The 2,526-nt window shown below is 73.0% G+C and carries 4 protein-coding genes and 1 pseudogene; all 5 read left to right on the top strand.

All coding sequences use genetic code 11. The features are described 5' to 3' along the window. Nucleotides 1–199, top strand: a pseudogene (locus AX685_RS21005) (ATP-binding protein); the annotation flags it as partial. A 249-nt stretch (nt 200–448) separates the two neighbouring features. Then, a complete protein-coding gene (locus tag AX685_RS10610; protein ID WP_066488395.1) occupies nt 449–1,528 on the top strand; it encodes a phage portal protein in 1,080 nt (359 codons plus the stop codon). Then, nucleotides 1,525–1,842 (top strand): DUF6127 family protein, encoded by a 318-nt coding sequence (locus AX685_RS10605; RefSeq protein ID WP_066488393.1) that lies wholly within the window; start codon nt 1,525–1,527, stop codon nt 1,840–1,842. The genes AX685_RS10610 and AX685_RS10605 overlap by 4 nt, the downstream gene beginning before the upstream one ends. After that, nucleotides 1,842–2,210, top strand: coding sequence for an HK97 family phage prohead protease (locus AX685_RS10600; RefSeq protein ID WP_066488390.1), 369 nt, complete (start codon nt 1,842–1,844; stop codon nt 2,208–2,210). The genes AX685_RS10605 and AX685_RS10600 overlap by 1 nt, the downstream gene beginning before the upstream one ends. Nucleotides 2,211–2,275: 65 nt before the next feature. Further along, a partial coding sequence (locus AX685_RS10595) for a phage major capsid protein (protein WP_156445765.1) occupies nt 2,276–2,526 on the top strand: 251 nt, incomplete at its 3' end.

The following is a 2,526-nucleotide window of genomic DNA, read 5'->3' as shown; positions in this document are numbered from 1 at the left end:
CCCCGCCGCAGTTCGTAGAGCGCGGCGGGTGTGGCACGCGCGGGCGTTCCCGGCGCTGGAGGACGAACTGGCGGGGCTGTCGATCGGCGGCGGCTATGACGGGCCGGGGCGATCGCCGGACCGCGCCGACGCGTGCATCTGGGCGCTGACCGCGCTGATGCTGGACCGGCAGGGCGAGGCGCGCGTGGCGGTGATGTAGCGGGCGGCGTGCGCTCGCTTGCCGGTGTTGTCCTGCATGGCCCTGGGTTCCGGCCTTCGCCGGAACACGGTGGGGTTTGTGGCTGATGGCCGCGCGCCGTGCGGTGCTGTTGTGCACGCCGGAGCCCGGGTGGCGTGAGCCAACGGACGTCGTTCTGTTTGACCCGCTGTTCCGGCGTTCGCGGGAACGCCGGTGGGGTTGCCGGTCCGCGTGGTGCGCGGGCGGCTTTATCATCATGGAGAGTGGCCGATGGCTTGGTTCGGGTGGAAATCCGGGCGCGATGGCGCGCGTCCGGCGTTGGCGCGTGCGGCGGGGGTCGCGGCGCCGATCGGGGTGTGGCCGCAAGGGTATGAGGCGCAGGTGCGCGCCGGTTACTGCGCCAATGCGGTGGCGCAGCGCGCGGTGCGGCTGGTCGCCGAGGCGGTCGGCGGCGCGCCGCTGGACGCGAGCGACCCGGCGCTGGGCGCGCTGGCCGGGGCGCCGGGGCTGCTGGAGGCGGTGGCGGCGCAAACCCTGCTGCACGGCAATGCCTTCATCCAGATCCTGCGCGATGCGGGCGGCGCGGTGGCGGCGCTGTTCCCGCTGCGCCCCGAACGGGTGACGGCGGAGCTGGGCGCGGACGGGTGGCCGGCGGCGTATCTGTACCGCGTGGGCGTCCGCGCGACGCGGCTCGACCCGACGGCGGTGATCCATGTCCGCCGCTTCAACCCGGTCGACGACCATTACGGGCTGGGATGCCTGGGCGCGGCATCGGGGGCGATCGCGATCCACAATGCCGCATCGTCGTGGAGCAAGGCGTTGCTGGACAATGCGGCGCGCCCGTCCGGTGCGCTGGTCTATGACGCGGGCGACGGATCGGTGCTGTCGCCCGACCAGTTCCGTCGCCTGCGCGAGGAGATGGAGCAGGGCTTCGCCGGCGCGGCCAATGCCGGGCGCCCGATGCTGCTGGAAGGCGGGCTGAAATGGCAGGCGATGAGCCTGACCCCCGCCGACATGGATTTCGCCGGCACCAAGGCGGCGGCCGCGCGCGAGATCGCGCTGGCGTTCGGGGTGCCGCCGATGCTGCTGGGTCTGCCCGGCGACAGCACCCACGCCAATTATCGCGAGGCCAATCGCGCCTTGTGGCGGCTGACCGTGCTGCCGCTGGCGGGCGCGATCCTGACCGGGGTGCGCGACGGGCTGGCGCCGTGGTTCGCCGATGCCACGCTGGAGGTCGACCTGGATCGTGTGCCCGCGCTGGTCGAGGATCGCGAGCGATTGTGGCGGATGGTCGCCGCGGCCGATTTCCTCTCGCGCGACGAAAAGCGCCAGATGGTGGACTGGTCATGAGCGCGCGCGGGAACGGGGCGGTGCTGGCGCAGCTGCTGGCGCAGGAACAGGCGCGCGGCGGCGACATGGCGGTGCTGCGCGCGATCGCGGAGGAAGCCGGCGAGCTGGGCGCGACGCGCGCGCTGACGCGGCTGGGGCTGGCCGACGAGGGCGCGGCGGGCGACGTCGCCGAGCTGCGCGAGCTGTTGAAGGCGTGGCGCACGGCGAAATCGTCGGCATGGCGCGCCAGCGTCGCCTGGGTGGTGCGGATGGTGTGGGCGCTGCTGCTGGTCGGGCTGGCGGTCAAGCTGGGGTTCGGCGAGTGGGTCAAGTGATGCGGATCGCGGGCTATGCCGCGGTCTACGACCGGGTCGACCGCGCGGGCGACGTGTTCCGCGCGGGCGCCTTCGCCGGGGCGGGGACGGTGCCGCTGCTGCTCCAGCATCGCGGGGCGCCGGTGGGTGCGGTGCTGGAAATGCACGAGGATGCGCGCGGCCTGCGCATCGCGGCGCGGATCGACGATCCGGGCGTGGCGCGCGCGGTGCGCAGCGGCGCGTTGCCGGCGCTGTCGGTCGGCTATCGCGTGCGGCGCGTGACGCAAGGCGCGTGGCGCGAGATCCGCGCCGCCGACCTTGCCGAGATCAGTCTGGTGGCGGTGCCGATGCAGCCCGCCGCGCGGATCGCGGCGATCAGCGAGGATTGAATCCGGCGGCGCCGCGGCGCTGCCGACTGCTGCCCGGCTAGCGGGCATTTCCGAAGGAGAAGGTGATGAACGATACGGTGGAAGCACGCCCGGTGCTGGAGGGCGCGCGCGCCATGGGCAATGCCGCGTTCGACGGCTTCGTCCGCACCGGCGCGACGATCGAGATGAAGGCGTTCACCGGCACGACCGGCGACCAGGGCGGCTTTGCCATCCCGCGCGAGATCGACCAGCAGATCGACGCGGTGTTGAAGTCGATCAGCCCGATCCGCGCCATCGCCAATGTGGTGCAGGTGGGATCGGCGGGATACCGCAAGCT

Source organism: Sphingomonas sp. CCH9-F2 (assembly GCF_001556735.1).
Lineage (GTDB): Bacteria > Pseudomonadota > Alphaproteobacteria > Sphingomonadales > Sphingomonadaceae > Sphingomonas > Sphingomonas ginsenosidimutans.
This window is presented reverse-complemented; position numbering and strand designations above follow the sequence as displayed.